The organism is Pseudomonas sp. B21-056, assembly GCF_026016325.1.
Classification (GTDB): Bacteria; Pseudomonadota; Gammaproteobacteria; order Pseudomonadales; family Pseudomonadaceae; genus Aquipseudomonas.
The window spans coordinates 6,212,475-6,235,194 of record NZ_CP087203.1 but is presented as its reverse complement, the minus strand read 5'-3'; the positions used below and the strand labels follow the sequence as shown (position 1 = coordinate 6,235,194).

Genomic DNA, 22,720 nt, shown 5'->3' with positions numbered 1-22,720 from the left:
TCTACTCGCGGTATGGCGGTTTGATCGTCCCCCATCAAGGGAGGGTGAAGGTCGTTTTCTCGTGGATCAGTTTGAGCAGACCTTCAACAAGACTGGCTGCGTACAGCTGGTACCCTATTAACTCCTCGTCACCGTCAGCTCCCAGAAATTGCGCGTAGGCTACGGGACCGACCTTCTCAAATCCTTGGGCGTATTCGTCATCGCAGAAGCGAAGTTTTAGGGCCGTCAATCCGTCGAGCATTGCATTTTGATGCTTCCCCGATTGAATGCGCGCCGCGAACAACTCGGCAACCTCCTCCAACGTGCCGGCGTAACGGATCACATGAATGAGATCTGCGGCATCTTTGGGCTCCTGCCTCTGATTCATTGCCAGTGCTTTGAGAATGACGAAGGCCGGAACATCGGCGAAGCGAATCTGCTCAGTAGAAACCCCTTTACCATCCAGCAGGTGGGCCGTGACGGTCTTCTCACAGAACCAGTCCGCGGTTATTCCAGCGTGCTTAATGCACATTGCCGAAACCTCTTCACCATTAATACTGACTGCCCTCCCTGGCTGAAGGTCACCAGCATCCCTAAGCAACTCGACTACCACTATTAGGTGATCATCCACCTTACGACGCCATCTCCAAGAGGCAGGTCTTCCATCTCTATTGGGAGTGCGCTCGAAGCCGCGGGCCTTAAGCTGCTCTGCCAGAGTCGCGTATTCATCACCACTGGCTAGCACCTCCAGGTTGAGGACCACATCAACATCTGACGTGCCTGCATGTGCCGGAACTTCCGGATGCGCCTCCGGCGTTAAGTAGCGAGGGACCAAGCCACCCACCAGACGTAGGGTATCCTTTAGATTCCCGAAGGCGGACAGCATCGTAAGCAAAGTCTGTTCGCATGCTTGAGTGACATCCGAGCTATATCCACTGGCGCTCCTCGGTTTTATATCGGCCATGTCTGCTCCAGTTTTTCCCTAACGTATTCCGCCAGTTCCTTGTTCCGTCCTCGGCCATCAAGCAGGTCGAGGTAGAGGATGTAGGGGCTCGCGAAGTTGCAGGAGTAATTATTGAATGGTTGGCTAAACAGCAGCGCCGGTGCTTCGCGTTGAATGAGCGACACATTTGCTCCTTTGGCCACTGGCTTCATCTTCAGTGCCTCCATGAAGGTTTGCGTCCAGCCCGGTGGAATGACCAAGTCGACCGCGTCGGTACTGGTAAGCAGCGGAGCGAAGGCATTTCCTGCCGCAGCCCCGGACACAATGCACTTGGAAGCAAGACCCGCCTCTTGAACCCGGTCGGTCACCTCCCTCAGCAGATGCTTAGGGTGCTCGACGAAAAGATATCCCTTCGTTATTTGCTCCTCTCGCTGAGCCCAATGCTCCGCCCATGCATCGAGCAACTTACCTGGCTTCACAAGTCGTCGCCGCTTGGTTCGCCCGCCCCCTGTCGAATCGCACCACTCTCTTCGCTCAAGTTCCTGGAGCACCACTGAACAGGTATAGGCGGAGGTTTGTGCTAACTCAGCAAGCTCACCACCTGTCATCCATTGGCGAGTGTGCATGAGGAGTGCATGAACCACGCCTTCACGAGCGTCAGTAAAAAGCGAGATCGTGTTGGATTTTGATGGGGGTTTTGAAGGGCGCTCGATATTGATGAACCATCGTTTCGTACGAAGATAAAGGCTGCCACTCTTCTCGAAGTAGCCAAAGCCGTGATCCTTGAGCATTTGCTTTGCGCCTGGGCTTAGGGTTTCTGCGGCAACCATCTTAATGAGTTCACGATTCTGGGAGTGCTGAACCTCGTCCAAGACCCACATCGCGCTCCGGATGTCTCGAGGGTATGCATTACGTAGAACCTCCACCACCAGCAGAGCGGGCTCTCCTTTTCCCTTTACGTTGAGTAAGGCATCTGCGCGCCCTGGATCCGAAGCGCTGACGGTAATTAACTTACTTGTTTCCAGCGTTACCTCGGCAACGCCGTCGAGTGCGCTGGAAAGCCCGGAGATGAGCAAGCCGAGCATCTCGCCTTCGTACTCCGAATGACTCATCCGAGGAGAAATCGTTGTCATGGGGCATTTTAGCTTCGTGAGATTATTTAGCTATCCAGCTAAGACAGCTGCTTTCGATTTACTTTAGCAGAAAATGCTTGTTTAGCTGCACAGCTAAAATTGACCATACACCTAAGCTAAGTGGTAATTGAGCTGCTACTCGCGGTGATAGTGTGGCGCCCGTCGCTGAAGCGGACGGGCTAGTTCGGAGGGGCGGCTACTGCTTTTCCAACACCCATTGCCGAGGCCCCGCCGTATACGACGGAATCTCATCCGCCAACGACGCATTCACCGTCTGGAATATCTCCATTCGCTTCCCATCCCGAGCAAAGATCCAGGTATTCCCATGGCCTCTCTGTTGCAGCCAGATGGTGTCGTTGCCGTTGCTCATGGTGGCGCAGTCGCCTGCCAGGCATAGGGCGTAACGGTCTGCACCCGGCAGGCCGGTGACCTGGCCGTCAGGTTGGAACTGGACGGTAGCGCCCTGGCCGGGGCCGTTGACGATATTCCAAGTGCCATCCAGGTAAGCGGCGTACAGCGCTCGTTCGAAACTCGCGCCGATGGGGGCGCCTTCCGGGACCTGGACTTGTGCGCGGTCGAAGAGCTGTTGCGGCTCGTTTTCGGTGGCGGCTTGGCTCAGTTGGTCGCCGTCGCGCTTGAGTTCGCTGGCGGCGCTGCCGTAGATGTCGACTTTCCACGTGCCGTCTTCTTCAGCCAGCAACTTGCCGTCGACGTTTTCAAAGCCGTTGGTGTAGCGCGCCTGGCCGGCCCGGGTGTTGACGTTCCATTCCAGGTTGGGGCCGTAGGCCTGCAGCGCTTCGCGCAGGGGGCCACCCTTGGCGGCAGCGTCGATGGCGGCCTGGTTGATCCAGGTGCCGCTGATGTCACGGTCGGCAGGGTCGCTGGCGCAGCCAGCCAGGAGGAGGGCGAGCAGCGGGAGAGCAAGCGCTTTGCGCATGGTGGAATCCTTTCAAAACGAAAACGGCGCAGCGGGGGGACGCTGCGCCGGCCTTGTTACTCGATGACCAGGATGGCATCCATCTCAACCTGCGCGCCCTTTGGCAGGGCGGCCACGCCGATGGCGGCGCGGGCAGGGTAGGGCTGGTCGAAGTACTTGCCCATGATCTCGTTGACCTTGGCGAAATGGCTCAGGTCGGTGAGGAAGATGTTCAGCTTGACGATGTCCTTGAACGAACCGCCGGCGGCTTCGGCCACGGCCTTGAGGTTTTCGAAGACCTGCACGGTCTGGGCTTCGAAGCCTTCCACCAGCTCCATGGTTTTCGGGTCCAGGGGGATCTGGCCCGACATGTACACGGTGTTGCCCGCTTTGATCGCCTGGGAATAAGTACCGATGGCGGCCGGGGCCTTGTCGCTGGTGATTACGGTTTTGGTCATGTATGACTCCTTGTAATGGCTGGGCTATTGGGGTTATGCGCGCATGCGGGTGATGCGGATAACGCCGGTCAGTGCGCGCAGTTTCTTGATCACGCGGGCCAGGTGCACGCGGTCGTGCACGCTGACCACCAGTTGGACGACGCTGATGCGGCCGTCGCGCTCGTCCATGCTGATTTTCTCGATGTTGCCGTCGGCGGCGTTGACGCTGCTGGCCAGCAGGGCGATCAGGCCACGCTGGTGTTCCAGCTCGACCCGCAGCTCGACGTTGAATTCGCCGGTGACATCCTTGGCCCAGGAGAGCTGGATGCATTTTTCCGGGTTGTGGCGGATTTCGCTGATGTTGCGGCAGTTGTCCAGGTGCACCACCATCCCCTTGCCGGCGGACAGGTGGCCGACAATCGGGTCGCCCGGGATCGGCGTGCAGCATTTGGCGTAGCTGAGTACCAGGCCTTCGGTGCCGCGGATCGCCAGCGGGCCTTCGGGGCTTGGCAGTTGTTCGCCTTCGCCGAGCAGGCGGCGGGCGACGACATAGGCCATGCGATTGCCCAGGCCGATGTCTTCGAGCAGGTCTTCGACCAGTTCGAGGCGGTATTCCTGGAGCATCACCTGCACGCGTTCGGTCGGGACCTTTTCCAGCGAGCTGTCGAAGCCGTTCAGCACTTTGTTCAGCAGGCGTTCGCCGAGGCTGATGGATTCGGAGCGGCGTTGCAGCTTCAGGGCGTGGCGGATGTGGGTACGGGCCTTGCCGGTGACCACGAAGTTGAGCCACGCCGGGTTCGGCCGCGCACCGGGGGCGCTGACGATTTCCACCGTGGAGCCGCTTTGCAGCGGTTCGGACAACGGCGCCAGGCGACGGTTGATCCGGCAGGCGATGCAGCTGTTGCCGACATCGGTGTGCACCGCATAGGCGAAGTCCACCGCCGTGGAGCCTTTGGGCAGCTCCATGATCCGGCCCTTGGGCGTGAAGACGTAGACCTCGTCCGGGAACAGGTCGATCTTGACGCTTTCGATGAATTCCAGGGAGTTGCCGGCCCGCTGCTGCATTTCCAGCACGCCCTTGACCCACTGCCGGGCCCGGGCATGGGTGCTCTTGGGTTGCTCGTCACCGCTGGATTTGTACAGCCAATGGGCGGCAATGCCGTTGTTGGCCATTTCTTCCATTTCACGGGTACGGATCTGGATTTCGATCGGTACGCCGTGCATGCCGAACAGCGTGGTGTGCAGCGATTGGTAGCCGTTGGCCTTGGGAATCGCGATGTAGTCCTTGAAACGCCCCGGCAACGGTTTGTACAAATTATGCACAGCACCTAGTACGCGGTAGCAGGTATCGACCTTGTCGACGATGATCCGGAACGCGTAGACGTCCATGATCTCGTTGAAGGCCCGACGCTTGCCGCGCATTTTCTTGTAGATGCCGTAGAGGTGTTTCTGCCGCCCGCTGACTTCGCCTTCGATGCCGTCAATGGCCAGGCAGTGGCTCAACGACTCTTCGATCTTGTTGACGATTTCCTTGCGGTTGCCCCGGGCGCGCTTGACGGCCTGGTTGATGCGCGCCGAACGCATCGGGTGCATGGCCTTGAAACCGAGGTCTTCGAACTCGATGCGGATCGCATGCATGCCCAGGCGGTTGGCGATGGGCGCATAGATTTCCAGGGTTTCCTTGGCGATGCGTCGGCGTTTTTCACCGGACAGCACTTCCAGGGTGCGCATGTTGTGCAGGCGGTCGGCGAGCTTGACCAGGATCACGCGGATGTCGCGTGCCATGGCCATGGCCATTTTCTGGAAGTTCTCGGCCTGGGCCTCGGCCTTGGTCTCGAAGTTCATCTGGGTCAGTTTGCTGACCCCGTCGACCAGTTCGGCCACGGTTTCGCCGAACTGCGCCTGTAGCGCTTCCTTGGCGATGCCGGTGTCTTCGATCACGTCATGGAGCATGGCCGCCATCAGGCTCTGATGGTCCATGTGCATGTCGGCAAGGATGCCCGCCACCGCGAGCGGGTGCGTGACGTACGCCTCGCCGCTGCGGCGGCGTTGGCCGTCGTGGGCTTGTTCGGCGTAGAAGTAGGCTCGGCGGACCAGATTGACCTGGTCCGTGCCGAGGTAGGCCGATAAGCGATCGGCGAGGGCGTCTATGCTCGGCATGATGATGTCTCCTGCCGTCTGCTGTGACCCCGCGCCGTGCTACGTCGACCAGGCATAGATTTAGACCGCCTCGTTGGACTCGTCCTCGAACGCTGCGAACAGCGGTTCGTCTTCGACGATTTCAGCGTTGGCGATGAACTCGTAGCTCATCAGGCCTTCGGCGATTTCACGCAGCGCTACCACGGTAGGCTTGTCGTTTTCCCACTGGACCAATGGCTCTTTGCCGCCGGTGGCCAGTTGACGGGCACGCTTGGTAGAGAGCATGACCAGCTCAAAGCGGTTTTCCACGTGTTCTAGGCAGTCTTCAACGGTTACGCGGGCCATGGTATTCCTCGGAGCGAATGCAATATGCGCGCTGCCCGGTTGGGCGAGCGGACTCGACAGTTTAAAAAAACACCAGCGTTTAGGGAAGCGCTGATTTTTTGACCAAACCCCTCGGCGCGCTGCAAGTGCCAATGTAAAGCCGTTGCAGCGGTTTTGGGAAGGGCTGATCAGCCCAGCAGTTCGGCCAATAATTTACCGAAACGTTGCTGCTGGCGTTTCTGTTGCAGCTGATTGGCGCGGAAAACCGCCTTCAGGTCGTCCAGTGCGTGGGCGAAGTCATCGTTGATGATCAGGTAATCGTAGTCCACGTAGTGGCTCATTTCGCTGACCGCTTCACGCATCCGGCCTTCGATGATCTCGTCGCTGTCCTGGCCACGGTTGGTCAGGCGCTGGCGCAAGGCCTGCTGGCTCGGTGGCAGGATGAAGATCGAACGGGCCTGGGGCATCAGCTTGCGCACCTGTTCGGCGCCTTGCCAGTCGATTTCCAGGATCAGGTCGTGGCCTTCGTCCAGGGTCTGCTGCAAGTAGCTCTGCGAGGTGCCGTAGAGATTGCCGAAGACTTCGGCGCGCTCCAGGAAGTCGCCGTGCTCGGCCATCTTCACGAACTCTTCGCGATCAACGAAGTGGTAGTTCACGCCGTTCACTTCACCTGGGCGCATGGCGCGGGTGGTGTGGGAAACCGAGACGCGGATCTGCGGCTCGGCGTCGATCAGGGCCTTGACCAGGCTGGTCTTGCCGGCGCCCGAGGGCGCGGAAATGATGTAGAGAGTGCCGGTGCTGTGGGTCATGTCGGGTTAGCCTTACTCAATGTTCTGCACTTGTTCGCGCATCTGCTCGATCAACACCTTGAGGTTGACCGCAGCCTGGGTGCTGCGCGGGTCGAAGGCTTTGGAGCCCAGTGTATTGGCTTCGCGGTTGAGCTCCTGCATCAGGAAGTCGAGGCGGCGACCGGCCGCACCACCGGACTTGAGCACCCGGCGGACTTCGATGATGTGGGTGCTCAGGCGATCCAGTTCTTCGGCCACGTCGCTTTTCTGCGCGAGCATGACCATTTCCTGTTCCAGGCGCTGCGGATCCAGCTCGGCCTTCATGTCGGCGAAGCGATCGAGGACTTTCTGGCGTTGGGTGGCGAGCATCTGCGGAACCAGTTCGCGCAGGGTCGTCACGTCTTCTTCGATGGAGGTGAGGCGCTCGTTGATCAGCCGGGCCAGTTCCGCGCCTTCGCGCTCACGGCCGGCCTTGAGTTCCTTGAGCCCCTGGTTGAACAGGGCCAGCGCCTCGGCGTTCAGGGCTTGCGGATCGCTGGCATCGCCCACCAGCACACCGGGCCAGGCCAGCACTTCCAGCGGGTTCAGGGCGGCGGGCTGCTTGATCAGGCTGGCAACGGTTTCGGCCGCGGCCACCAGTTGCGCGGCGCGCTCGCGGTCCACCTGCAATGGCTTGCCGGTGCTTTCCTCGGTGAAGCGCAGGGTGCATTCCAGCTTGCCCCGGGACAGGCCCTGGCGCAGGGCTTCGCGCACGCCGCCTTCGAGGTCGCGGAAGGACTCGGGCAGGCGCAGGTGCGGCTCCAGGTAACGGCTGTTGACCGAGCGCAGTTCCCAGCTCAGCGTGCCTTGGGCGCCGGCCTTTTCGACGCGGGCGAAGGCGGTCATGCTGTGCACCATGGGAGGTTCCTCGCAATGCAGGCCGGGCACGACTGGGGGTCGTGGTGCCTGGAATCTGTGGATAAAAGCCGACGGGCAGCAAAGGCGCAGGATTGTAGCGCAGTGAGGCGCATGCCCCCAAACCGAGCCTGTGACAAAGCGCTGCAGCCCGTCGGGCGGGCCTTTGAGCGGCTTCGCTCGTCGCGCCGGTTTTTTAGAATGCCCTCTGGCGATTCACGGCTTTATAATGCCGGCAGTTTTCCGTCCTCTGTACAGGTGTTCCCTATGAAACGTCCAAGTGGTCGCGCTGCCGATCAGCTCCGCTCGATCCGCATTACCCGCAACTACACCAAACACGCCGAGGGATCCGTACTGGTCGAATTCGGTGATACCAAGGTCATCTGCACCGTCAGCGTCGAAAACGGCGTGCCACGGTTCCTCAAAGGGCAGGGCCAGGGCTGGTTGACGGCCGAGTACGGCATGCTGCCGCGCGCTACCGGTGAGCGGAACCAGCGCGAGGCCAGCCGTGGCAAGCAAGGTGGTCGCACCCTGGAAATCCAGCGGCTGATCGGCCGTTCGCTGCGCGCCGCCCTGGACATGTCCAAGCTCGGCGACGTGACGCTGTATGTCGATTGCGACGTGATCCAGGCCGATGGCGGTACCCGCACCGCATCCATCACCGGTGCCATGGTTGCATTGGTCGACGCCCTGAAAGTGATCAAGAAGCGCGGCGGCCTCAAGGGCGGCGACCCGCTCAAGCAGATGATCGGCGCGGTGTCCGTGGGCATGTACCAGGGCGAGCCGGTGCTGGACCTGGATTACCTGGAAGACTCCGCTGCCGAGACCGACCTGAACGTGGTGATGACCAGCGCTGGCGGCTTCATCGAAGTCCAGGGCACTGCCGAGGGCGCGCCATTCCAGCCTGAAGAGCTGAACGCTATGCTGGAACTGGCGAAGAAAGGCATGAGCGAAATTTTCGAACTGCAAAAGGCCGCCCTGGCCGACTGATCGTTTCACGCTTCAGACAAGGAGAGCGTCATGAGTGATGAGCAAGTGCTACTGCCCCAGCCGGACAGGGAGGCGCGTCAATGGGCGATGTTCTGCCACTTGTCCGCCCTGTCGGGCCTGGTGATTCCGTTCGGTACGCTGATCGGGCCGCTGGTGCTCTGGCAGATCAAGCGCGAGTCCGATCCGTTCATCGATGCCCAGGGCAAGGAAGCGCTGAACTTCCAGATCACCGTGGCGATCGCCTCGCTCATCAGCTTCCTGTTGATGATCGTGGTGATCGGCTTCTTCCTGTTCGGGCTGATCGCCATCGGCGCGCTGGTGCTGACCATCATCGGTGGGATCAAGGCCAATGAAGGGCAGCCGTATCGGTACCCGTTTACCTGGCGGTTGATCAAATAACGATCAATGCGTAGCCCTTGTGGGAGCGAGCCTGCTCGCGATGGCGGTGGGTCAGTCAACGTTGATGTTGGATGATCAATCGCATCGCGAGCAGGCTCGCTCCCACAGAGGAAATTTATTGCCCACAAAAAAACCGACAGTGCTGTCGGTTTTTTTGTGGCTGCGAAACAGCGTTTAAATCGTCAGCGTCCAGTCGTAGTCCACGATCAGCGGCGCGTGCTGCGAAAACCGAGGCTGGCGCGGCAGGCGGGCGCTGCGCACGAAACGGCGCAGGCCGGGCGTCAGCAACTGGTAGTCGAAACGCCAGCCGAGGTTGAGCATCTCGGCCTGTTCGTTGTCCGGCCACCAGCTGTACTGGTCGCCTTCGCGGCTGACTTCGCGCAGGGCGTCGACATAGCCCATGTTGCCGATGATCTCGTCCATCCAGGCCCGTTCAGGCGCCAGGAAACCCGGGGATTGCTGGCTGTCGCGCCAGTTCTTGATGTCCAGCTTCTGTTGCGCCACGTACAGCGAGCCACAATAGATGTACTCGCGACGTTTGCGCCGCTGCTTATCCAGGTAACGGGCGAAGTCGTCCATCAACTTGAATTTCTGATTCAAATCTTCATCGCCGTTCTGCCCCGATGGGAGCAGTAAGGTCGCGATGCTGACCTTGTCGAAATCGGCTTGCAGGTAGCGCCCGTAGCGGTCCGCCGTCTCGAAACCGAGACCGTTGATGACAGCCTTCGGTTGCAGCCGCGAGTACAAAGCCACGCCACCCTGGGCGGGGACTTCGGCATCGCAGGCATAAAGGAAGTAACCATCCAGTTGGAAGGCTGCATCGTCCAGTTCAAAGGCGGAGGCGCGGGTGTCCTGCAGGCAGATGACGTCGGCATTCTGTGCTTGCAGCCAACTGAGCAAACCTCGCTCCACTGCAGCCTGAATACCATTGACGTTCACACTGATGATCCGCATAAATGGCCCCAAAAATCACGTGCGTGTATGATACACGCCGTGTACCTATTTAGCTAAATCCGCGGTATTTGAGGCTTTTTTTCATGCAGGCGTATCAGCGCGATTTCATTCGCTTTGCCATCGATCGCGGGGTTTTGCGCTTCGGTGAGTTCACCCTCAAGTCCGGGCGCACGAGCCCGTACTTCTTCAATGCCGGCCTGTTCAACAGCGGTTCCGCCCTGGCCCAGTTGGGTCGTTTCTATGCGGCGGCCATCGTCGAGAGCGGCATCCCGTTCGACGTGCTGTTCGGGCCGGCCTACAAAGGCATCCCGCTGGCCGCCACCACCGCCGTCGCCCTGGCCGAACACCACGACCGCGACCTGCCCTGGTGCTTCAACCGCAAGGAAGCCAAGGCCCACGGTGAAGGCGGCAGCCTGGTGGGCGCGCCGCTGACCGGTGACGTGTTGATCATCGACGACGTGATCACCGCCGGCACCGCCATCCGCGAAGTGATGCAGATCATCGCTTCCCAGGACGGCGCCAAGGCCGCCGGCGTGCTGATCGCCCTGAACCGCCAGGAACGTGGCAACGGCGAACTGTCGGCGATCCAGGAAGTGGAGCGCGACTTCGGCATTCCGGTCATCAGCATCGTTTCGCTGACCCAGGTTCTGGAGTTTTTGGCCGACGACCCGCAGCTCAAGCAGCATTTGCCGGCGGTCGAGGCTTATCGGGCGCAGTTCGGCGTCTGAAAAAATCCAGGGCTCTACCCACAGGGCCCTGAATTTTCAAGTGGAGCTTCAAGCTCGTAGACGAAGGGCGCGCAGTAACGCATCCACTTGCCCAAAAGCATCCATTTGCCACTGCTCCGAGGTTCGATTTTCAAGGATCTGACTGTCCTCGACGAAGCGTCTTACGGAAGTTGGGCCGTAGCCGTCGACTCCATCGAATTTTTGGCAAATGTACAGGAAGCCTTGTTCGCCGCTACCAGTCTCGATGACTGGCCGACACTCCTCAGCGAGTGCTGCTATGCCACCAGGATAATTTCGAACGCAATAGTAGATGTCGTAAGCGTCTTTTTGCTTATGCCGTCCGTTAAGCGCATATCCCTTCATCGCGAGTAAGGCGGGGATTGAGCACACGGCAACCTCGACGCGGTTGGTACCGCCCGTTGGCATAGGACCTTCAATCGCGACCATTTGGTAGAACCGCGTTGCCAGGTCGGCACCGTCAGCGCGCTGCACAGCAAAGTCACTGAGAATAGGTGGCTTATTCTGAATAATCTCGGCGTCGCGTGGCATCAGAAAGTCCACGATTACGTCTATTGGAGCACCCCCGTCGACTACAGGAACCTGACGAACAAGCTGGAATCGCCGTAACTCTCCTCGCTGCTCATACCCGTTTCCCATCAAGGCTTCGACCAGTGTCGCGTACTCTCCATCGCCAAGCGCCTGTGCATCAAGACTCAAGTCGACATCGAGCGTGCCGACATGCTGCATGTCGTCATTTGCCAGAAGCAGCCAAGGCACCGCGCCGCCGATGACAGTGAATTTACCCTTGAAACTACCCAGAATCTGGCCCATTTCGACGAGTACCGCCTTTACAGCATTCGTCGTCCTGTCTTCATAATCCAAGGCGGATTGAGGCTCTTGCGGCACGACTAAGACCATGTCAGTTTTTCCTGGCGTAAATGCTCGGCTGCTTCTTGCGCGCGCTCCCCGGCAACGGATAGGTCCAAATAAGTTTGGGCGGGGCTGGTGCATATGACGCCGGGGGCGGCCTCGACGGCGTCCAGTAGAAGTCCTTCGTCCTTGGGGATTGTGATCACCACATTTTCGCCCTTGGATGCGGGAATAAGCTCTAGTGCCTTGATCAGCTTTTCCAGCCCTTCGCTGTCCGCATAGAAATGGTGGCTGCTCACCCGGGCATAGGGGGCGAGCCATTGCGCAGCGGAAAATGAGGCGAAGAGCGCACGCCCATTGCTATTTTCACTGACAGCGCTTCGCGCTGCTTTCTCCAAGGCACTACCGTGCAAGGTGGTGTAGAACTTCTTACGTTCCCCTAATGGGGGCTCGTAAACCTGGACCCAGGCGTCCAAAAGGGCTGGGGGATCGCGTAGAACGAATCCGTCGCCTGTCGTTTGTCCCCATTCCCGATCAAGCAGAGCTGTTCGGATATTGCTGACCAGACCCAGACTTACCCCAGCTACGTAAGAGAGTTCGGAAACTCGCCATGCACGGTTCGGCTCTCGCAACATCGTGCGAAGAATTTGCGCTGATTTTGGTTTGAAAAGAGACTTCAGCTCCCTGTGTTCCGAGGAGGGCTTGTCGGCAACTTGACGGTCAATGAATACGCCATCGAATGAGAGCCACGCATTGCCCAGCAGATCCAAATACCCAACACCCTTTTCCCGACATGCTTGCCTGGTAACGGGCGAAAGATAGGGGGCTATTACGATAGGTGTGGCATTGATCTCCTTGCCAATCACGTAGTCACGAAGCTGAAGTACGGCCGTAGTTACAAATCTGGGCTGTCCATTTGCTTTTATCGTACAGATTAGGAAACGTGATTTGCCTGATACCTCTATCTCCACAATGAAATCAGGATTCCACGCTTGTGTCTGCAGCGCGGTTTTCAGGTTTCTAATTTCAATGAGAGGCACTGTGCCAAGAAGGCTGCTAAGCGCCTCTCTTGAACGTATTTCGAGCTCTTTCATCAAATCTGCCCCTTTCAACGAATGCTGAAAATAGCCATATTAGTGAAAATCGTCTAGCGATTTCACCAGATATAGCTATTTCAGCGTTTGCTGAAGCCCCGCTTTTACTGAAATCCGAGCGGGTTTTCGAGGCTGATGTCAGTTGCGCTTACGATTGCTGATCAACGTACCCACACCGGTATCGGTGAAGATCTCCAACAGGATCGCATTCGGCACCCGGCCATCGATGATCAGCGAACTGCCGACGCCGCCCTGTACCGCTTCCAATGCGCAACGGATCTTCGGCAGCATGCCGCCGTAAATAGTGCCGTCGGCGATCAGATCGTCGACCTGTTGAGTCGACAGGCCGGTCAGGACCTTGCCCGACTTGTCCATCAGGCCGGCGATGTTGGTCAGCAGCATCAGCTTTTCAGCTTTCAGTGCTTCGGCGACCTTGCCGGCCACCAGGTCGGCGTTGATGTTGTACGACTCGCCGTTGGCACCCACGCCAATAGGCGCGATCACCGGGATAAAGTCGCCCTTGACCAGCAGGTTCAGCAGGTCGGTGTTGATGCCGACCACTTCGCCCACCTGGCCGATGTCGATGATTTCCGGTTGGGTCATTTCCGGCGTCTGGCGGGTGACGGTGAGTTTCTTCGCCCGGATCAGCTCGGCGTCCTTGCCGGTCAGGCCGATGGCGCTGCCGCCATGGCGGTTGATCAGGTTGACGATGTCCTTGTTGACCTGGCCGCCGAGGACCATTTCCACCACGTCCATGGTCTGCGCGTCGGTGACGCGCATGCCATCGATGAAGTGGCTTTCGATCGCCAGGCGCTTGAGCAGGTCACCGATCTGCGGGCCACCGCCATGCACCACCACCGGGTTGATGCCCACGGCCTTCATCAGCACGATGTCGCGGGCGAAGCCGGTCTTCAGCTCCTCGCTTTCCATCGCGTTGCCGCCATATTTGATCACCAGGGTCTTGCCGACGTAGCGTCGGATATAAGGCAACGCTTCGGACAGGACCTTGGCGGTGTTGGTGGCGGCTTCGCGTTCGAGGGTCATTCAGGGCTCCAGTGGCGCTTCAAAAAATCAAAACGGTAGTTGAAGATCGGGTGCAACACGTTTGAGTTGGGTGTGGAACACATCCTTGATGCGCTGCAGCTCGGCTTCGTTGTCGGCCTCGAAACGCAGGACCAGCACCGGTGTGGTGTTGGACGCGCGAACCAGGCCCCAGCCTTGGGGATAGTCGACCCGCACACCGTCGATGGTGGTCAGTTCGGCCCCTTCGCCCCATTGAGCGTCGTGCAGTGCATCAATGATGCTGAATTTGCTCTCTTCGGTCACATGGATATTGATTTCCGGCGTAGAAATATCGTTCGGGAAGGTCGCGAACAGTTCTTCGGCGCTGGATTTTTCCTTGCTGAGGATCTCCAGCAGGCGCGCGGCGCTGTAGATGCCGTCGTCAAAACCGAACCAGCGCTCCTTGAAGAAGATGTGGCCGCTCATTTCGCCGGCCAGCAGGGCGCCGCTTTGCTTCATTTTTTTCTTGATCAACGAGTGACCGGTTTTCCACATCAGCGCACGACCGCCGTATTCCTTGATCAGCGGCACCAGGCGACGGGTGCACTTGACGTCGAAAATGATCTCCGCGTCGGGGTTGCGGGCCACGACGTCCTTGGCGAACAGCATCAGCAGGCGGTCGGGGAACACTACGCTGCCGGTATTGGTCACCACGCCCACGCGGTCGCCGTCGCCGTCGAAGGCCAGGCCCAGGTCGGCGTTGGTTTCCTTGACCTTGGCGATCAGGTCTTCAAGGTTTTCCAGCTTGCCCGGGTCCGGGTGGTGGTTGGGGAAGTTGCCGTCCACCTCGCAGAACAGCGGGATGACCTCGCAGTTCAGGGCTTCGATCAGTTGCGGGGCGATCACGCCGGCCGCGCCGTTGCCGCAATCGACCACCACTTTCAGGCGACGGGCAAGCTTCACGTCCTTGACGATTTCGTCGCTGTAGCGCTCGAGGATCTCGACTTTGGTGATGCTGCCCTTGCCGCTGCTCAGGTCGTTGGTCTTGAGGCGGGTGTGCAGGGCCTGGATCTGTTCGTTGGCGAGGGTGTCGCCGGCGATGACGATCTTGAAGCCGTTGTAGTTCGACGGATTGTGGCTGCCGGTGAGCATCACGCCGGATTTGCCGGCCAGTACGTTGGCGGCGTAGTACAGCGCCGGGGTCGGGACCAGGCCGACGTCGCTGACGTGGCAGCCGCTGTCGGCAACGCCCTTGATCAGTTGTTCGACCAGTTCAGGGCCGGACAAGCGGCCATCGCGGCCGACGGACACGTTCGGCTCGCCCTGGGCCAGGCTCTGAGAGCCAATGGCGCGGCCGATCCAGTAAGCGGTTTCGGCGGTGAGGGTTTCCGGTACCACGCCACGGATGTCGTAGGCGCGGAAGATGCTGTCAGGAAAGATCGGGGCGATTGCGGCTGGGGTGTTCATGGGCGGGGTGCTCTATCAGGAAAGTGACTGGACAGGCCGACGGTCAGCGTCGGCAGGCTCAAGCTGAAGGGTATGACGGCGTTTTTGACAGAGAGTTCGTGGTGGGAAAGTGCCATGAGACAGCGTTATCCCGCCCTCGGTCGCCTAATACCTTGATTCCGGATGGGAAACCTAGCAGAAAGCCATTGCGCATTTTTCGTCCTGAAACAGAAGCTTAATAAAGCGGCCGGGCAGGGCGCCCGGCGCTGACCAACAGGATCAGTGGCTGCCGGAGTGCCCGAAGCCGCCCGCGCCGCGCTGGCTCTCGTCGAACTCCTGGACCAGTTCGAAATGGGCCTGGACCACCGGTACCAGCACCAGTTGGGCGATGCGTTCGCCCACCGCGATGTTGAACGCCGTTTGACCACGGTTCCAGCACGACACCATCAATTCGCCCTGGTAGTCGGAGTCGATCAGCCCCACCAGGTTGCCCAGCACGATGCCGTGCTTATGGCCCAGGCCCGAGCGCGGCAGGATCAGTGCGGCCAGGCCCGGATCACCGATGTACACCGACAGGCCGGTAGGGATCAGCAGGGTCTGGCCCGGCTCCAGGACGGTGTCCTGCTTGAGCATGGCCCGCAGGTCGAGGCCGGCGGAACCCGGTGTGGCGTATTGCGGCAGCGGGAATTCGTTGCCGATGCGAGGGTCGAGGATCTTGGCTTGTAGCGCGTGCATGTCAATTAAACCTGGTTCAGCCGTTCGGCGATAAAAGTGATTAGCTGGCGGGCAATCTTGCCTTTGCTGGTCTGGGCGAAAAGGGTGGCGTGCAACTGGCGGTCGATCACGCTGCAGGCGTTTTCTTCGCTGTTGAAGCCGATGCTCGGGTTGGCGACGTCGTTGGCGACGATCAGGTCCAGGTTCTTATCCTTGAGCTTGCGCGCGGCATAATCGAGCAGGTGCTCGGTTTCGGCGGCGAAGCCGACACTGAACGGACGGTCGGGACGGGTGGCGATGGTGGCCAGGATGTCCGGGTTGCGGACCATTTGTAGTAACAGGCCGTCGCTGCTCGTAGGGTCTTTCTTCAATTTTTGCGGGGCAACGACTTCGGGACGGTAGTCCGCCACCGCCGCCGAGGCGATGAACAGGTCGCAGGGAATGGCCGCTTCGCAGGCCGCGAGCATGTCCCGGGCGCTGACTACATCGATACGGGTGACCCGATCCGGCGTCGGCAGGTGCACGGGGCCGGTGATCAGCGTCACCCGGGCGCCGGCTTCCACTGCGGCTTCGGCCAGGGCGAAGCCCATTTTCCCGGAGCTGTGGTTGGTGATGTAGCGCACCGGGTCGATGTTTTCCTGGGTCGGGCCGGCGGTAATCAGCACATGCTTGCCGGTCAGGGCCTGGCGCTGGAAGCAGTCGGCGGCGCATTGGGCCAGGTCCGTGGCTTCGAGCATGCGGCCCATGCCGACATCGCCGCAGGCCTGGCTGCCGGAGGCCGGGCCAAAGACTTTCAGGTCGCGGCTTTCGAGCAGTTGCAGGTTGGCCTGGGTGGCCGGATCGCGCCACATGGCCTGGTTCATGGCCGGTGCGACAGCGACCACGGCGTCGGTGGCGAGCACCAGGGTGGTCAACAGATCATTGGCGATGCCTTGGGCCAGGCGGGCGATCAGGTCGGCCGTGGCCGGGGCGATCAGCACCAGGTCGGCCCACTTGGCCAATTCGATATGGCCCATGGCGGCTTCGGCCGCGGGGTCGAGCAGATCCAGGTGAACCGGGTGCCCGGACAGGGCCTGCATGGTCAGCGGGGTGATGAATTCACTGCCGCCACGGGTCATGACGACCCGCACTTCCGCGCCCTGGTCGATGAGTCGGCGAACCAGCTCGGCGCTCTTGTAGGCAGCAATGCCGCCGCCGACGCCCAGAACGATGCGTTTCCGATACAGCCGCTGCATAGGCCTGCCTTTCGATTTCAGTGGTCAGTGCAGTGCGAACCCTTCGGCAACAGCCTGCCAGGGTGCAAATCGCCTGCAAAAAAGATGGGCTACGATATCACAGCGACCGCTATGGAACAGCGGTGCGCCACAGACCAGGAGGTCCTATGAGTATTCGTGATTGGCCGGCGGCCGAGCGCCCGCGGGAGAAGCTGTTGGAACTGGGTTCGGCGAGTCTTTCGGATGCCGAGCTGTTGGCGATTTTTTTACGAACCGGTGTTTCCGGAAAGAGCGCGGTAGACCTGGCTCGTCACCTGCTGCATCAATTCGGCTGTCTGCGCGTTTTGCTGGAGGCCGACCTGCGTACCTTCAGCGCGCAACTGGGCCTGGGTCCGGCGAAGTTTGCGCAGTTGCAGGCAGTCCTGGAGATGGGCCGTCGACACCTGGCGCAGGACTTGCGACGAGAGTCGGTGCTGGAGAACCCGCTGGTTGTGCGCGACTACCTCAAGGCCATGTTGCGGCATGAGCCCCACGAAGTGTTCGGCTGCTTGTTCCTGGATTCCCGGCATCGGGTGCTGGCGTATGAGGCGCTGTTTCGTGGTTCGATCGACAGTGCCAGTGTCTATCCCCGGCAAGTGGTCAAGCGCGCCCTGGCCCACAACGCCGCCGCGCTGATCCTGTGCCACAACCATCCCTCCGGCAACACCGAACCCAGCCACGCCGACCGTGTGCTCACCGAACGACTTCGAGAGGCGTTGGAACTGATTGACGTGCGGGTGCTCGATCACTTCATTGTGGGCGATGGGGAGCCGCTGTCGATGGCGGAGTATGGGTGGATGTGAGCGAAATCTGGTGCTCAGAAAACCCTTTGTGGGAGCGAGCCTGCTCGCGATAGCGGTTCGTCAGTGACATTGTCTGTTCTGACACTCCGCAATCGCGAGCAGGCTCGCTCCCACAAGGTGCGCGGCGTTACTTGAGGCTGACCTTCGAATAATCCTGGCGTCCAAACGGACTCACCGCATAACCCTGCAGGTCCTTGCGAACCAGGGCGAACGCGGTCGGGTGCGCCAGCGGTAACCACAGGGCCTGTTGCTGGATCTGTGCCTGGGCCTGCTCATAGAGCTTGGTGCGCACACCCTGTTCGCCGGTGGTCTTGCCGGCGCCGATCAGTTTGTCCAGGTCCTGGTTGCAGTAACGGGCGAAGTTGGTGCCGGACTTGACCGCCGCGCAGGAAAACTGCGGCGTGAGGAAGTTGTCCGGGTCGCCGTTGTCGCCGGCCCAGCCCATGAACAGCAGGTCGTGCTCGCCGGCCTTGGCGCGACGGATCAGTTCTCCCCATTCGATCACCCGGATCTCGGCCTGGATGCCGATTTCCGCCAGGTCGGATTGCAGCAGTTGCGCGCCGAGGCTGGGGTTGGGGTTCAGCAGGCTGCCGGACGGGCGGGTCCAGATGGTGGTCTGGAAACCCTCTTTCAAGCCGGCCTTGGCCAGCAGCTCGCGGGCCTTGGCCGGGTCGTGGGCGTAGCCGGGCAGGTTTTTGGCGTAGCTCCAGGTGTTCGGCGGGTAGGGGCCGTTGGCCGCTTCGGCGGTGCCCTCGAAGACGGTCTTGAGGTAGCTGGCCTTGTCGAAGGCGAGGTTGATGGCTTGGCGCACCTCGGGTTTGTCCAGCGGTGGGTGCTGGCTGTTGATCGCCACGAACGCGGTCATGAAGGCATCGGTCTGCTCAACCTTCAGGGTCGGTTCCTGCCGGGCGGCCTGCACGTCCAAAGGCTTGGGCGACAGGGCGATCTGGCATTCGTTGCGCCGTAGTTTCTGCAGGCGCACGTTTGCATCCGGCGTAATGGCGAAGATCAGCGGGTCGACCTGGGGTTTGCCAGCGAAGTAATCATTGTTGGCCTTGTAGCGAATCGAGGCGTCTTTCTGGAACCGGTTGAAGATGAACGGACCGGTGCCGATGGGCTGGTTGTTGAGTTTTTCCGGGGTGCCGGCCTTCATCAACTGATCGGCGTATTCAGCCGAATAGATCGAGGCGAAGCCCATGCTCAGGGTGGCCAGGAAGGTTGAGTCCGCGTGATCGAGGGTAAAGCGCACGGTCAGCGGGTCCAGGGCGTCGATTTTCTTGATCAGCGCCGGCAGTTGCATGGATTGGGCATGGGGGAAGCCGCTCTGGGCGACTTTATGCCAGGGGTTGGCAGGGTCCAGCATGCGCTCGAAGCTGAACTTCACGTCTTCGGCGCTCAGGTCACGGTGCGGCGTGAAGTATTCGGTCTGGTGGAACCTGACCTTTGGATTCAGCTTGAACACGTAGGTCAGCCCATCGGGCGAGACGTCCCAGTGCTCGGCCAGGCTGGGGACCACCTTGCCGCTGGCGGTGTCGAAATCCACCAGTCGGTTCATCAGGACATCGGCAGAGGCGTTGGTGGTCGTCAGCGAGTTGTACTGGACGACATCGAACCCCTCCGGACTGGCCTCGGTGCAGACGCTCAGGGCGGCAGCCTGGGCCAACGGGCTGATCAGCAGGGGGGCGAGCAGCAGTGATAGGGCAGCGAGGCGCATGATCGGTTTCCTTGTCAGGTCGAAGGCCCATCTGCGAGTGCAGTCTGGAAAAGGCCTACCCTAGTGGGCTCGCTGCCAAATGACTATCCCCTTTTTGTTTTTTCCGGCACGCTGCGCCAGCGCATTGAGGGGATAAAACCGTCGGCGCTGAAAAAAAGCTGGATGCCGCGACGAGCGGTCACGGGCATTGGCGGCCTTTGCCCCAGCCGTTCGGCACGATTGGGCGTTGGCTCCCAGCAAAGACAAATCACACAGGCTGTTGTTGCACCGAGGTCTTTCTGGTATAAAGCAGCGCTCTTTTCTAGGGGCCCGGTTCCTTCACTGTAGGTGTAGCCGGTAAGACCCTTAAAGAAACGCGGCGCCTGGCGCCAAATGACTGAGAGATTAAGCGGCCAACCCATGCCGGGTTGGGCATGTGGTTTTAGAGGGCTGAGGCATGTCTAGAGTCTGTCAAGTTACCGGTAAGGGTCCGGTGACTGGGAATAACATTTCCCACGCAAACAACAAAACCCGTCGTCGTTTCCTGCCGAACCTGCAGCATCACCGCTTCTGGGTTGAAGAAGAGAAACGTTTTGTACGTCTGCGCGTATCTGCCAAAGGCATGCGTATCATCGACAAGCGTGGCATCAGTGTCGTGCTGGCCGAACTTCGTCGCGATGGCAAGGTTTAAGGGAGCTAATCATGCGTGAATTGATTCGTTTGATCTCGAGCGCCGGTACTGGTCACTTCTACACTACCGACAAGAACAAGCGTACTACCCCGGACAAAATCGAGATCAAGAAATATGATCCGGTTGTTCGCAAGCACGTGATCTACAAGGAAGGCAAAATCAAGTAATTGATTTTTCCCTCTTTACGAAAAAGGCCCGTATCGCGAGATACGGGCCTTTTTTTGTGGCTGGCTTTCAGGGCCTCATCGCGAGCAGGCTCGCTCCCACATGGGATCTGTGTGATGTCCGGCCCTTTGTGGGAGCGAGCCTGCTCGCGATGAGGCCAGACCCGACACCAAAAAACTCAAGCCTTCTGCTCAAACACCACATAGATCTTGCGGCACGGTTCCAGCACTTCCCAGGTGCCCTTGAAGCCCGCCGGAATCACGAAGCGGTCGCCAGCGCGCAGCGTCTTGGCGTTGCCATCGTTGTCCCGCAGCACGGACACGCCCTGGACGATTTCGCAGTACTCATGCTCGGTGTAGTTGACCGTCCACTGGCCGACCGCGCCTTCCCAGACGCCGGCGTTCATTTGCCCGCAGGGACTGTTGTAGTGGTTGAACACGGCTTGCTCGGGATCACCCTTGAGTACCTTGGCCGGGTCTGGGCGATAGCGATCGGCGACGGTGCTGGCCTGGCTGAAGTCGACGATGTCCTGGATGCTCATGTCCGTAGTCCCCGGTGATTGCTTTGAAGTCTCGAGTCTATGTTTATTAAAACGAACATCGCAAGGCGGTTTTCCGGACTTATGTCAAATATATTGAAACTTGAGGTGCGGCTGGTTTAGGGTGGCGGGTGCCCCGTGCCGAAAATGTGCGCTGCAAACAGGCGGGCCGGGCAGAATTCCTGAGCGCTGCGCGCCATGCGACGCTCATACCCAAATAAGAGGAGGACACTCGCATGACCACCCTGACTCGTGCCGACTGGGAACAACGCGCTCGCGACCTGACCATTGAAGGCCGCGCCTTCATCAACGGCGAATACACCGATGCGGTGTCCGGCGAAACCTTCGATTGCCTCAGCCCGGTCGACGGCCGTCTGCTGGGCAAAGTCGCCAGTTGCGACGTTGCCGACGCCCAGCGTGCCGTCGAAAACGCCCGTGCGGTGTTCAATTCCGGCGTCTGGTCGCGCCTGGCGCCGAGCAAACGCAAAGCCATCATGATTCGTTTCGCCGGCCTGCTCAAGCAGCATGTCGAAGAGCTGGCCCTGCTCGAAACCCTGGACATGGGCAAACCGATCAGCGATTCCCTGAACATCGATGTGCCCGGCGCGGCGCAAGCGTTGAGCTGGAGCGGCGAAGCCATTGACAAGCTCTACGACGAAGTGGCCGCGACCCCGCATGACCAGTTGGGCTTGGTCACCCGTGAGCCGGTGGGCGTGGTCGGCGCCATCGTGCCGTGGAACTTTCCACTGATGATGGCCTGCTGGAAGCTCGGTCCGGCACTGTCCACCGGTAACTCGGTGGTCCTCAAACCGTCGGAAAAATCTCCGCTGACCGCCATCCGCATCGCCGCACTGGCCGTCGAAGCCGGGATTCCGAAAGGCGTGCTCAACGTGCTGCCAGGCTATGGTCATACCGTCGGCAAGGCCCTGGCCCTGCACATGGATGTCGACACACTGGTGTTCACCGGTTCCACCAAGATCGCCAAGCAACTGATGATCTACTCCGGTGAGTCCAACATGAAGCGCATCTGGCTGGAAGCCGGCGGCAAGAGCCCGAACATCGTGTTCGCCGACGCCCCGGACCTGCAGGCTGCCGCTGAAGCCGCGGCCAGCGCCATTGCCTTCAACCAGGGCGAAGTCTGCACCGCCGGTTCGCGTTTGCTGGTGGAGCGCTCCATCAAGGACACCTTCCTGCCGCTGGTGATCGAAGCCCTCAAGGGCTGGAAGCCGGGTAACCCGCTGGACCCGGCGACGAACGTCGGTGCCTTGGTCGACACCCAGCAGATGAACACCGTACTGTCCTACATCGAAGCCGGTCACAGCGGCGGTGCCAAACTGGTGGCCGGCGGCAAGCGGATCCTTGAGGAAACCGGTGGTACGTATGTCGAGCCGACGATTTTCGACGGCGTGAGCAACGCCATGAAAATTGCCCAGGAAGAGATTTTCGGTCCGGTCTTGTCGGTGATCGCTTTCGATACCGCCGAAGAAGCTGTCCAGATTGCCAACGACACGCCGTATGGCCTGGCAGCGGCGGTATGGACCCGGGACATCTCCAAGGCCCACCTGACCGCCAAGGCCCTGCGCGCCGGCAGCGTGTGGGTGAACCAGTACGACGGCGGCGACATGACTGCGCCGTTCGGTGGCTTCAAGCAGTCGGGTAACGGCCGCGACAAGTCGCTGCATGCCTTCGACAAATACACTGAGCTGAAGTCGACCTGGATCAAGCTGTAACTGTGCAGCACTGATCCCTAATGTGGGAGCGAGCCTGCTCGCGATAGCGGTATGACAGTCGACAGCTTTGTTGAATGTTGCGCCGCTTCGCGAGCAG

23 protein-coding genes and 1 pseudogene are annotated in these 22,720 nt (G+C 60.0%); 7 read left to right on the top strand and 17 right to left on the bottom strand.

Annotated features, from left to right (window positions below; genetic code table 11):
- Nucleotides 1–34: 34 nt before the first annotated feature.
- From LOY67_RS27425 to LOY67_RS27390, 8 genes are all read right to left on the bottom strand, one after another.
- Nucleotides 35–943: a nucleotidyltransferase domain-containing protein gene (locus tag LOY67_RS27425; protein ID WP_265065243.1), complete on the bottom strand. Its 909-nt coding sequence runs from the start codon at nucleotides 941–943 to the stop codon at nucleotides 35–37.
- Nucleotides 931–2,034, bottom strand: a complete 1,104-nt coding sequence (locus tag LOY67_RS27420; RefSeq protein WP_265065242.1) for a type IV toxin-antitoxin system AbiEi family antitoxin — start codon at nucleotides 2,032–2,034, stop codon at nucleotides 931–933. The genes LOY67_RS27425 and LOY67_RS27420 overlap by 13 nt, the downstream gene beginning before the upstream one ends.
- 217 nt (nucleotides 2,035–2,251) lie before the next feature.
- Complete coding sequence (locus LOY67_RS27415) at nucleotides 2,252–2,992, bottom strand: hypothetical protein (protein ID WP_265065241.1); 741 nt, start codon at nucleotides 2,990–2,992, stop codon at nucleotides 2,252–2,254.
- Between the two features lie 56 nt (nucleotides 2,993–3,048).
- Nucleotides 3,049–3,429 carry a RidA family protein gene (locus tag LOY67_RS27410; RefSeq protein ID WP_014340863.1) on the bottom strand — a complete coding sequence of 127 codons (381 nt, stop codon included), beginning with the start codon at nucleotides 3,427–3,429 and terminating at the stop codon, nucleotides 3,049–3,051.
- Between the two features lie 33 nt (nucleotides 3,430–3,462).
- Nucleotides 3,463–5,568: a bifunctional GTP diphosphokinase/guanosine-3',5'-bis pyrophosphate 3'-pyrophosphohydrolase gene (gene spoT, locus LOY67_RS27405; protein ID WP_265065240.1), complete on the bottom strand. Its 2,106-nt coding sequence runs from the start codon at nucleotides 5,566–5,568 to the stop codon at nucleotides 3,463–3,465.
- Nucleotides 5,569–5,628: 60 nt separating this feature from the next.
- Entirely contained in the window at nucleotides 5,629–5,892 is a 264-nt protein-coding gene (gene rpoZ / locus LOY67_RS27400) for a DNA-directed RNA polymerase subunit omega (protein ID WP_003177259.1), read from the bottom strand.
- Between the two features lie 167 nt (nucleotides 5,893–6,059).
- Nucleotides 6,060–6,680 carry a guanylate kinase gene (gene gmk, locus LOY67_RS27395; RefSeq protein ID WP_041023881.1) on the bottom strand — a complete coding sequence of 207 codons (621 nt, stop codon included), beginning with the start codon at nucleotides 6,678–6,680 and terminating at the stop codon, nucleotides 6,060–6,062.
- A 12-nt stretch (nucleotides 6,681–6,692) separates the two neighbouring features.
- Nucleotides 6,693–7,556, bottom strand: coding sequence for a YicC/YloC family endoribonuclease (locus LOY67_RS27390; protein WP_265065239.1), 864 nt, complete (start codon nucleotides 7,554–7,556; stop codon nucleotides 6,693–6,695).
- 264 nt (nucleotides 7,557–7,820) lie between these two features.
- Here LOY67_RS27390 and rph point away from each other — a divergent pair, with 264 nt between their 5' ends.
- Nucleotides 7,821–8,543, top strand: a complete 723-nt coding sequence (rph, locus tag LOY67_RS27385; RefSeq protein ID WP_024780256.1) for a ribonuclease PH — start codon at nucleotides 7,821–7,823, stop codon at nucleotides 8,541–8,543.
- A 30-nt stretch (nucleotides 8,544–8,573) separates the two neighbouring features.
- Complete coding sequence (locus LOY67_RS27380) at nucleotides 8,574–8,942, top strand: DUF4870 domain-containing protein (RefSeq protein WP_024780255.1); 369 nt, start codon at nucleotides 8,574–8,576, stop codon at nucleotides 8,940–8,942.
- A gap of 174 nt (nucleotides 8,943–9,116) precedes the next feature.
- Here LOY67_RS27380 and LOY67_RS27375 read toward each other — a convergent pair whose 3' ends face one another.
- Complete coding sequence (locus LOY67_RS27375) at nucleotides 9,117–9,896, bottom strand: exodeoxyribonuclease III (RefSeq protein ID WP_013694557.1); 780 nt, start codon at nucleotides 9,894–9,896, stop codon at nucleotides 9,117–9,119.
- An 83-nt stretch (nucleotides 9,897–9,979) separates the two neighbouring features.
- Between LOY67_RS27375 and pyrE the strand changes: the two genes are divergently transcribed.
- On the top strand, nucleotides 9,980–10,624 hold the full coding sequence (gene pyrE / locus LOY67_RS27370; RefSeq protein WP_047702586.1) for an orotate phosphoribosyltransferase: 645 nt from the start codon (nucleotides 9,980–9,982) through the stop codon (nucleotides 10,622–10,624).
- A 48-nt stretch (nucleotides 10,625–10,672) separates the two neighbouring features.
- On the opposite strand, the gene LOY67_RS27365 is transcribed toward pyrE, so the two are convergent.
- From LOY67_RS27365 to coaBC, 6 genes and pseudogenes are all read right to left on the bottom strand, one after another.
- On the bottom strand, nucleotides 10,673–11,542 hold the full coding sequence (locus tag LOY67_RS27365) for a hypothetical protein (RefSeq protein WP_265065238.1): 870 nt from the start codon (nucleotides 11,540–11,542) through the stop codon (nucleotides 10,673–10,675).
- Nucleotides 11,533–12,588, bottom strand: coding sequence for a type IV toxin-antitoxin system AbiEi family antitoxin (locus tag LOY67_RS27360; RefSeq protein ID WP_265065237.1), 1,056 nt, complete (start codon nucleotides 12,586–12,588; stop codon nucleotides 11,533–11,535). Before LOY67_RS27360 ends, LOY67_RS27365 begins: the two co-directional genes overlap by 10 nt.
- Before the next feature lie 138 nt (nucleotides 12,589–12,726).
- Complete coding sequence (gene argB, locus LOY67_RS27355; RefSeq protein WP_258629234.1) at nucleotides 12,727–13,632, bottom strand: acetylglutamate kinase; 906 nt, start codon at nucleotides 13,630–13,632, stop codon at nucleotides 12,727–12,729.
- Between the two features lie 27 nt (nucleotides 13,633–13,659).
- Nucleotides 13,660–15,066 (bottom strand): annotated as a pseudogene (locus tag LOY67_RS27350) (phosphomannomutase/phosphoglucomutase); the annotation flags it as partial.
- A 249-nt stretch (nucleotides 15,067–15,315) separates the two neighbouring features.
- A complete protein-coding gene (dut, locus tag LOY67_RS27345; RefSeq protein WP_030138214.1) occupies nucleotides 15,316–15,771 on the bottom strand; it encodes a dUTP diphosphatase in 456 nt (151 codons plus the stop codon).
- 5 nt (nucleotides 15,772–15,776) lie between these two features.
- Nucleotides 15,777–16,985 (bottom strand): bifunctional phosphopantothenoylcysteine decarboxylase/phosphopantothenate--cysteine ligase CoaBC, encoded by a 1,209-nt coding sequence (coaBC, locus tag LOY67_RS27340; RefSeq protein WP_265065236.1) that lies wholly within the window; start codon nucleotides 16,983–16,985, stop codon nucleotides 15,777–15,779.
- 146 nt (nucleotides 16,986–17,131) lie between these two features.
- Here coaBC and radC point away from each other — a divergent pair, with 146 nt between their 5' ends.
- Nucleotides 17,132–17,806, top strand: a complete 675-nt coding sequence (gene radC / locus LOY67_RS27335; RefSeq protein WP_265065235.1) for a RadC family protein — start codon at nucleotides 17,132–17,134, stop codon at nucleotides 17,804–17,806.
- Nucleotides 17,807–17,933: 127 nt separating this feature from the next.
- Here radC and LOY67_RS27330 read toward each other — a convergent pair whose 3' ends face one another.
- The gene (locus tag LOY67_RS27330; RefSeq protein ID WP_265065234.1) at nucleotides 17,934–19,520 is read right to left on the bottom strand and encodes an ABC transporter substrate-binding protein; all 1,587 of its coding nucleotides are present in this window, start codon (nucleotides 19,518–19,520) and stop codon (nucleotides 17,934–17,936) included.
- Nucleotides 19,521–19,956: 436 nt separating this feature from the next.
- Between LOY67_RS27330 and rpmB the strand changes: the two genes are divergently transcribed.
- The gene (gene rpmB, locus LOY67_RS27325) at nucleotides 19,957–20,190 is read left to right on the top strand and encodes a 50S ribosomal protein L28 (RefSeq protein ID WP_003177273.1); all 234 of its coding nucleotides are present in this window, start codon (nucleotides 19,957–19,959) and stop codon (nucleotides 20,188–20,190) included.
- Nucleotides 20,191–20,201: 11 nt separating this feature from the next.
- Nucleotides 20,202–20,357: a 50S ribosomal protein L33 gene (rpmG, locus tag LOY67_RS27320; protein ID WP_003177274.1), complete on the top strand. Its 156-nt coding sequence runs from the start codon at nucleotides 20,202–20,204 to the stop codon at nucleotides 20,355–20,357.
- 176 nt (nucleotides 20,358–20,533) lie between these two features.
- Here the strand turns inward: rpmG and LOY67_RS27315 are convergent, their stop codons facing one another.
- On the bottom strand, nucleotides 20,534–20,896 hold the full coding sequence (locus LOY67_RS27315) for a cupin domain-containing protein (RefSeq protein WP_265065233.1): 363 nt from the start codon (nucleotides 20,894–20,896) through the stop codon (nucleotides 20,534–20,536).
- Between the two features lie 233 nt (nucleotides 20,897–21,129).
- Here LOY67_RS27315 and LOY67_RS27310 point away from each other — a divergent pair, with 233 nt between their 5' ends.
- Complete coding sequence (locus LOY67_RS27310) at nucleotides 21,130–22,623, top strand: aldehyde dehydrogenase (RefSeq protein WP_265065232.1); 1,494 nt, start codon at nucleotides 21,130–21,132, stop codon at nucleotides 22,621–22,623.
- Nucleotides 22,624–22,720 lie beyond the last annotated feature (97 nt).

Bases quoted from the DNA above. Each gene is read 5' to 3' on its own strand.
- LOY67_RS27425 (WP_265065243.1), bottom strand. From the start codon at position 943: ATGGCCGATATAAAACCGAGGAGCGCCAGTGGATATAGCTCGGATGTC.
- LOY67_RS27420 (WP_265065242.1), bottom strand. From the start codon at position 2,034: ATGAGTCATTCGGAGTACGAAGGCGAGATGCTCGGCTTGCTCATCTCC.
- LOY67_RS27415 (WP_265065241.1), bottom strand. From the start codon at position 2,992: ATGCGCAAAGCGCTTGCTCTCCCGCTGCTCGCCCTCCTCCTGGCTGGC.
- LOY67_RS27410 (WP_014340863.1), bottom strand. From the start codon at position 3,429: ATGACCAAAACCGTAATCACCAGCGACAAGGCCCCGGCCGCCATCGGT.
- spoT (WP_265065240.1), bottom strand. From the start codon at position 5,568: ATGCCGAGCATAGACGCCCTCGCCGATCGCTTATCGGCCTACCTCGGC.
- rpoZ (WP_003177259.1), bottom strand. From the start codon at position 5,892: ATGGCCCGCGTAACCGTTGAAGACTGCCTAGAACACGTGGAAAACCGC.
- gmk (WP_041023881.1), bottom strand. From the start codon at position 6,680: ATGACCCACAGCACCGGCACTCTCTACATCATTTCCGCGCCCTCGGGC.
- LOY67_RS27390 (WP_265065239.1), bottom strand. From the start codon at position 7,556: ATGGTGCACAGCATGACCGCCTTCGCCCGCGTCGAAAAGGCCGGCGCC.
- rph (WP_024780256.1), top strand. From the start codon at position 7,821: ATGAAACGTCCAAGTGGTCGCGCTGCCGATCAGCTCCGCTCGATCCGC.
- LOY67_RS27380 (WP_024780255.1), top strand. From the start codon at position 8,574: ATGAGTGATGAGCAAGTGCTACTGCCCCAGCCGGACAGGGAGGCGCGT.
- LOY67_RS27375 (WP_013694557.1), bottom strand. From the start codon at position 9,896: ATGCGGATCATCAGTGTGAACGTCAATGGTATTCAGGCTGCAGTGGAG.
- pyrE (WP_047702586.1), top strand. From the start codon at position 9,980: ATGCAGGCGTATCAGCGCGATTTCATTCGCTTTGCCATCGATCGCGGG.
- LOY67_RS27365 (WP_265065238.1), bottom strand. From the start codon at position 11,542: ATGGTCTTAGTCGTGCCGCAAGAGCCTCAATCCGCCTTGGATTATGAA.
- LOY67_RS27360 (WP_265065237.1), bottom strand. From the start codon at position 12,588: ATGAAAGAGCTCGAAATACGTTCAAGAGAGGCGCTTAGCAGCCTTCTT.
- argB (WP_258629234.1), bottom strand. From the start codon at position 13,632: ATGACCCTCGAACGCGAAGCCGCCACCAACACCGCCAAGGTCCTGTCC.
- dut (WP_030138214.1), bottom strand. From the start codon at position 15,771: ATGCACGCGCTACAAGCCAAGATCCTCGACCCTCGCATCGGCAACGAA.
- coaBC (WP_265065236.1), bottom strand. From the start codon at position 16,985: ATGCAGCGGCTGTATCGGAAACGCATCGTTCTGGGCGTCGGCGGCGGC.
- radC (WP_265065235.1), top strand. From the start codon at position 17,132: ATGAGTATTCGTGATTGGCCGGCGGCCGAGCGCCCGCGGGAGAAGCTG.
- LOY67_RS27330 (WP_265065234.1), bottom strand. From the start codon at position 19,520: ATGCGCCTCGCTGCCCTATCACTGCTGCTCGCCCCCCTGCTGATCAGC.
- rpmB (WP_003177273.1), top strand. From the start codon at position 19,957: ATGTCTAGAGTCTGTCAAGTTACCGGTAAGGGTCCGGTGACTGGGAAT.
- rpmG (WP_003177274.1), top strand. From the start codon at position 20,202: ATGCGTGAATTGATTCGTTTGATCTCGAGCGCCGGTACTGGTCACTTC.
- LOY67_RS27315 (WP_265065233.1), bottom strand. From the start codon at position 20,896: ATGAGCATCCAGGACATCGTCGACTTCAGCCAGGCCAGCACCGTCGCC.
- LOY67_RS27310 (WP_265065232.1), top strand. From the start codon at position 21,130: ATGACCACCCTGACTCGTGCCGACTGGGAACAACGCGCTCGCGACCTG.